The sequence below is a fragment of the Flavobacterium sp. genome (assembly GCF_035760125.1).
Lineage (GTDB): Bacteria > Bacteroidota > Bacteroidia > Flavobacteriales > Flavobacteriaceae > Flavobacterium.
Map to the genome: position 1 here is coordinate 1 of NZ_DASTTN010000547.1, position 6,764 is coordinate 6,764.

The 6,764-nt window shown below is 33.6% G+C and carries 5 protein-coding genes; 4 read left to right on the top strand and 1 reads right to left on the bottom strand.

Annotated features, from left to right (window positions below; translation table 11 throughout):
• Positions 1 to 1,132 (bottom strand): hypothetical protein (locus VFS71_RS19385; RefSeq protein ID WP_326403322.1); only part of this gene is annotated, 1,132 nt, incomplete at its 3' end.
• A gap of 154 nt (positions 1,133 to 1,286) precedes the next feature.
• On the opposite strand from VFS71_RS19385, the gene VFS71_RS19390 reads away from it, so the two are divergent.
• From VFS71_RS19390 to VFS71_RS19405, 4 genes are all read left to right on the top strand, one after another.
• Positions 1,287 to 2,450, top strand: a complete 1,164-nt coding sequence (locus tag VFS71_RS19390; RefSeq protein WP_326403323.1) for a 2-isopropylmalate synthase — start codon at positions 1,287 to 1,289, stop codon at positions 2,448 to 2,450.
• A 37-nt stretch (positions 2,451 to 2,487) separates the two neighbouring features.
• Positions 2,488 to 3,603: a 3-isopropylmalate dehydrogenase gene (gene leuB, locus VFS71_RS19395; protein WP_326403324.1), complete on the top strand. Its 1,116-nt coding sequence runs from the start codon at positions 2,488 to 2,490 to the stop codon at positions 3,601 to 3,603.
• A 277-nt stretch (positions 3,604 to 3,880) separates the two neighbouring features.
• The gene (gene ilvD / locus VFS71_RS19400; protein WP_326403325.1) at positions 3,881 to 5,554 is read left to right on the top strand and encodes a dihydroxy-acid dehydratase; all 1,674 of its coding nucleotides are present in this window, start codon (positions 3,881 to 3,883) and stop codon (positions 5,552 to 5,554) included.
• Positions 5,555 to 5,622: 68 nt separating this feature from the next.
• Positions 5,623 to 6,764 (top strand): thiamine pyrophosphate-binding protein (locus tag VFS71_RS19405; protein ID WP_326403326.1); only part of this gene is annotated, 1,142 nt, incomplete at its 3' end.

A 6,764-nucleotide genomic window follows, 5' to 3' on the forward strand; every position in this document is an offset into this window, starting at 1 on the left:
GATACTTTTCATTTCCAAAATAAATACAGGCGATTTTGTAATAGAACATCATCTCATGGTGTTCATCCAAATGCTCACTGTGAACTTTTATTTTATTTAAAATCTCTGGAATTAAGTATTCGCTTTCCGCAAAAGTACCTTCCAATATATGATAGTTTAATTTGTTGTTATACAAATAAAGAAATGATAGTGAAGCAATATTATCGTTTACAGGAAAACGTGGATCATTGATCGTTTCTTCCAACAATTCTAAATACTTTTTAAAATTTGATTTGTATTTGAGCATAAATAATGACTCTAACAAATAATGATTCCCTTTTAGGAAGAAAACAGGATTTAAGAAAATCATATTTGGATTGTCATAAAATAAAGTTACCCATTTGTAGGCATATTTATAGCAGGAAAGAAAATCTTGTACTAAGAAGCTTCTCCATAAATTTGCATTATAAAACCAATATTTTTCTCTAAACTCAAACTTAGATTGATCTAAGCGAGCAATATGCTTATTAAAATAATCATCTATGTATTTGTATTCTTCATCACTTTTCACAAAGCCCGTTTTGAGCATAATGCTGTACAGTTGAAGAGACAAATTGGATAATTTACTCGAAATAGTATTGCGATAGTTTAATTCTTTGGCTTGAATAACCAATTCGTCAGCTCGACCCTGAATACTTCTGGTGATGTATTGTGATTCAATCAGTTTCTCAAATTCAACAATTTCAAAAGCCATGTATTTTTCATCATTTTCGATGGCTTGTTGTTTGGTTTTATCCAATATTTTCAAACTCTGCTTGTAAAGTCCTTTATTATATAGGATTGCAGCAAAATCAATTTGTTCTCTCAGTTGATATCGAATGTTCTGACTAGGAATATTCAAACGAATGCTCACTAAAATCTGTTTGTACAAATAGGATTTTAGGTTTGATAATTGTGCTTTTTTTATCAAACCGCTTTTTAGAATCAGTTTCTCATCATACACTTCTGATTTGTCCAAAATATTAAAAAGTTCTATAAACTTGGTATTGGAACTGGTCTCCAATCGGCTTGCAAATATTTTGAATTGTCTTTTCTCAGATTTGGAAAGGGATTTTATTAATACAAATAAAAAATCTTTTTGATGGTTAGCCATTGTATTATAAAAGTATTTAATGTATTGATTTACAGTTTATTACGTTGTTATTTTTTACTTTATAAGTAGTATATTCATTTAAAAACAGGTTTAGTTCTAAGTAAATGAAAACTATTTTTGTTTTAAGATGTGAAATTACATTAAATAAATTAAAATGAATAGAGAGAAAGTCCAAATTTTTGATACCACTTTAAGAGACGGAGAACAAGTCCCAGGATGTAAATTAGACACCAACCAAAAACTCGTTATAGCTAATCGCCTTGATGAAATGGGGGTAGATATCATTGAAGCTGGTTTCCCTGTTTCAAGTCCAGGTGATTTTTTATCTGTTTCTGAAATATGTAAAATTGTTAAAAATGCAACGGTTTGCGGTCTTACAAGAGCTGTAGAAAATGACATTGATGTTGCTGCTGCGGCTTTGAAACATGCTGTAAGACCTAGAATACATACTGGAATCGGAACTTCTGATTCACACATCATTCACAAATTACAGACAACTCGTGAAGATGTAATAGCAAGAGCAAAACGTGCAGTTGCACATGCTAAATCTTATGTTGAAGATGTAGAATTTTATGCTGAAGATGCCGGTAGAACAGAAAATGCTTTCTTGGCAAAAGTTTGTGAAGAAGTAATTAAATCAGGAGCCACAGTTCTTAATATACCTGATACAACTGGATATTGTTTACCTGAAGAATATGGTGCAAAAATAAAATACCTTAAAGAAAATGTAAAAGGTATTGATAATGTTATCCTTTCTTGTCATTGTCATAATGATTTAGGAATGGCAACTGCGAACTCAATTGCAGGAGCAGTAAATGGAGCTCGTCAAATAGAATGTACGATCAACGGTATAGGGGAGAGAGCTGGAAATACAGCACTTGAGGAAGTAGTTATGATTTTCAAACAACATCCATACTTGAATTTATATACAGATATTGATAGCAAGCAATTGAATGAAATGAGTCGATTGGTTTCTGAAAGTATGGGAATGATTGTACAGCCAAACAAAGCAATTGTTGGGGCCAATGCTTTTGCACACAGTTCAGGAATTCATCAAGATGGTGTGATTAAAAACAGAGCAACTTACGAAATCATGGATCCTTTGGATGTTGGCGTCAATGAGTCGTCCATTATTCTAACAGCAAGAAGTGGTAGAGCAGCTTTGGCTTACAGAGCCAAAAAAGTGGGCTACGAACTTACAAAAGTGCAATTGGATATCGTTTATGTTGAGTTTTTGAAATTTGCCGATATCAAAAAAGAAGTTTTGGATGATGATATTCATCAAATTATTGAAGCAAGTAAAATAAGCGTCTATTAGTTTTATTCGATACAATTACTTTTAAAAATAAATAATTATGAACTTAAAAATAGCAGTACTTTCAGGAGATGGTGTAGGCCCAGAGGTTATTTTACAAGCTAAAAAAGCATTGTACGCTATTAGTGTTGCCTATAATCATGAGTTTATTTTTGAGGATGCTTTAATAGGAGCAACTGCCATTGAAAAAACAAGAAATCCATTACCGGAACAAACACTGAATCTTTGTTTAAATACAGATGCAGTATTGTTTGGAGCTATTGGAAATCCAAAATACGATAATAATCCGGAATCAAAAGTTCGTCCAGAACAAGGATTATTAAAGCTTAGAAAAGAATTGGGGCTTTATGCTAATATTAGACCTATTAAGCCTTTTAAAAATCTATTGGATGCTTCTCCTATAAAAAAAGAGGTTATCGAAAATGTAGATTTTGTAATTTTTAGAGAATTGACAGGAGGTTCTTATTATGGTGAGAAAGTAATTAATGAAGAAGGCACTTTCGCATCAGATATATGTGAGTATTCTGAAAATGAAATTAATCGTATCACGCATCAAGCATTCAAAGCAGCGCAAGGCAGGAGAAAAAAAGTAACATTGGTTGATAAAGCTAATGTATTGGAAACTTCTAGGTTGTGGAGGAAAATTGTCAAAAAAATTGCTCTTCAATATCCAGACGTGAAATTGGAATGTCAATATATCGATAATGTTGCTATGCAAATAATCACAGACCCAAAACAATATGATGTAATCTTAACCGAAAATTTATTTGGTGATATCCTGTCAGATGAAGCTTGCGCTATTATGGGATCTATTGGTTTGATGGCTTCGGCATCGATTGGTAATAATAAAGCGCTTTTTGAACCTATTCACGGTTCTTATCCACAAGCGAAAGGTAAAAATATAGCTAATCCGATTGCTTCTATTTTATCTGCAGCGATGTTGTTAGAACATTTTGGATTAGAAAAAGAGGCTAAAAAAGTTTATGAAGCTGTTGAGAAAGCTATTGAATATAAAGTGGTTACAATTGATTTGAACCCGGGTTCAAGATTTGGGACTAATGATGTTGGAGATTTTATTTCAAATGTCATATTAAGTAAAGATGATTTGTATTTCAAAAACGATAATGTTCAAATTGGACAATCGACTATTGTTTAGTTAGTAAAAATCATAAAATATTGCATTATATCACTAAAAACTCTTAGTTTGTTGATAAAATGTTTTTTTATTGGATTTGTTTTTTATACTTTTGCAGAGTTAAAAATTTAAGAAAATGAAACGCATTACCAACGTCCTTTTAGTTCTAAGTGTCATTGTGATTATCACATATGAAAAGGGATTGGTATAAATATAAGTGAAAACATATTTAAAACCTCCCATAATTTTGGGAGGTTTTTTTTTAGATAAAATTTAAAATACACAAATTAATAATAGAATGGAATTAAATAAATACAGCAAGATAATCACGCAAGACGAAACACAACCAGCTTCTCAAGCTATGTTCTACGGAATAGGTTTGACGGAAGAGGATCTTAAAAAAGCACAGGTAGGAATTGTGAGTATGGGTTACGACGGAAATCCGTGTAACATGCACTTAAATGACTTGGCTAAAGATATTAAGACTGGCGTCTGGAAAGAAGATTTAGTTGGATTGATTTTTAATACTATTGGTGTAAGTGATGGTATATCTAATGGTAATGATGGAATGCGTTTTTCTTTGGTTTCTCGTGATGTAATTGCAGACTCTATAGAAACAGTTATGGGAGCACAATGGTATGATGGTTTGATTGCAGTTCCAGGCTGTGATAAAAATATGCCAGGAGCTTTAATGGCTATGGGTAGAGTAAATCGCCCTTCTATTATGGTTTATGGAGGATCTATTCATCCAGGAAAATGGAAAGGTGAAGATTTGAATATTGTTTCTGCTTTTGAAGCTTTAGGTAAAAAAATCAAGAACACGATTACACCTGAAGATTTCAAAGGAGTAATTCAAAATGCTTGTCCAGGTGCAGGTGCCTGTGGTGGAATGTATACCGCAAACACAATGTCGTCTGCAATTGAAGCATTAGGAATGAGTTTGCCTTACAGTTCTTCTAATCCTGCTTTGAGCGCTGAAAAGAAACAAGAATGCGTTGATGCTGGTAAAGCAATCAGAGTATTATTAGAAAAAGATATTAAGCCTAGAGATATAATGACCCGTAAAGCATTTGAAAATGCAATTACGATGGTAGCTGTTTTAGGAGGTTCTACAAATGCTGTAATGCACTTAATTGCAATGGCACATTCTGTTGGCATCGAATTGACATTGAAAGATTTCCAAGATATCAGTGATAAAACACCATTATTAGCCGACTTGAAACCAAGCGGTAAATATTTAATGGAAGATTTGCATAATGTAGGTGGTGTACCTGCGGTAATGAAATATTTATTAAAAGAAGGTTTCTTACATGGTGATTGTTTAACTGTAACTGGAAAGACAATTGCGGAGAACTTAGCTTCAATTCCTGATTTGCATGATGGACAAGAAGTGATTCATGAAATCCAAAAAGCATTAAAAGCGACTGGAAATATTCAAATTCTATACGGAAACTTAGCATCAGAAGGTTGTGTTGCTAAAATTAGCGGTAAAGAAGGAGAGTTTTTTGAAGGTACAGCAGTAGTTTTTGAAGGTGAAAAAGATGTAATTAGAGGAATACAAGCAGGTGAAGTAAAACCTGGAAACGTAGTGATTATTCGTTACTGTGGTCCAAAAGGAGGTCCTGGTATGTCTGAAATGTTAAAACCAACATCTGCTATTATGGGAGCTGGTTTAGGAAATTCGGTTGCTTTGATTACTGACGGACGTTTCTCTGGGGGGTCACATGGTTTTGTCGTCGGACACGTTACTCCAGAGGCGTATGAAGGTGGTGGAATTGCATTGATAGAAAATGGAGACGTTATTACAATTGATGCGGTAAATAATACCATTAACATGAAAATTTCTGACGAAGAATTGGCAAAGCGTAAAGCTAATTGGAAAAGACCAGAATCACCAATCAAACAAGGAGTTTTACTTAAATATATGCGTTCGGTCTCCAGTGCCTCTGAGGGATGTGTTACCGACAAATAATTTAATAAAAACTAACAAGCCTTTAAGTCTAAAATTTTAAAGATTTAGAGGTAAAAAATATAAATAAAATGAAAATATCAGGAGCGGAAGCCGTTATAAGATGCTTATTAGCTGAAGGAGTTGACCTAGTTTATGGTTATCCTGGAGGAGCGATAATGCCTGTATATGACGAATTATATAAATTTCAAGATCAATTGCATCACGTTTTGGTGCGTCATGAACAAGGTGCAACGCATGCTGCACAAGGATTTGCAAGAGCTACAGGGAAAGTTGGAGTTGCAATTGCTACTTCTGGACCAGGAGCAACAAATCTAGTTACAGGAATTGCCGATGCTCAAATAGATTCAACGCCAATGGTTTGCATCACAGGGCAAGTTGGTAAACATTTATTGGGATCGGATGCATTTCAAGAGACAGATATTATTGGAATATCTACTCCAGTAACCAAATGGAATTATCAAATTACCGAAGCGCATGAAATTCCAGAAATTATTGCAAAAGCGTTTTTTATAGCAAGATCAGGACGTCCAGGGCCAGTATTAATTGATATTACTAAAAATGCTCAATTTGACGAACTGGATTTTAGTTATGAAAAATGTACTAGTATTAGAAGCTACACACCAAGACCTACTTTAAATCTTGAAAAAGTTAAAGAAGCTGCCGATTTAATAAACAATGCCAAAAAACCATATATCATTTTTGGTCAAGGAATTATTTTAGGTGAAGCCGAAGAACAATTAAAAGCATTGATAGAAAAAACAGGTATTCCTGCAGCTTGGACAATTCTAGGTCTTTCAGCTTTACCAACAGAACATCCTTTGAATGTAGGTATGTTGGGTATGCACGGGAATTATGGTCCAAATATCTTAACTAATGAATGCGATGTTTTGATTGCGTTGGGAATGCGTTTTGATGACCGTGTAACAGGGAATTTAGCTACTTATGCCAAACAAGCCAAAGTAATTCACTTTGAAATTGATCCTGCAGAAGTGGATAAAAATGTAAAAACAACAGTTGCGGTATTAGCTGATGTGAAAGAAGCTTTGGACGCTTTGATTCCTCTAGTTGAAAATAATTCGCATGAAGCATGGCATAATGAGTTCAAAGAAAAATATAAAATTGAACTGGAATCAGTTATCAATGAAGAGTTAAACCCATCTAAAAATCACGGTATTTCTATGGGTGAAACGATAGAAATGATTAATAAACA

Bases quoted from the DNA above. Each gene is read 5' to 3' on its own strand.
- VFS71_RS19390 (WP_326403323.1), top strand. From the start codon at position 1,287: ATGAATAGAGAGAAAGTCCAAATTTTTGATACCACTTTAAGAGACGGA.
- leuB (WP_326403324.1), top strand. From the start codon at position 2,488: ATGAACTTAAAAATAGCAGTACTTTCAGGAGATGGTGTAGGCCCAGAG.
- ilvD (WP_326403325.1), top strand. From the start codon at position 3,881: ATGGAATTAAATAAATACAGCAAGATAATCACGCAAGACGAAACACAA.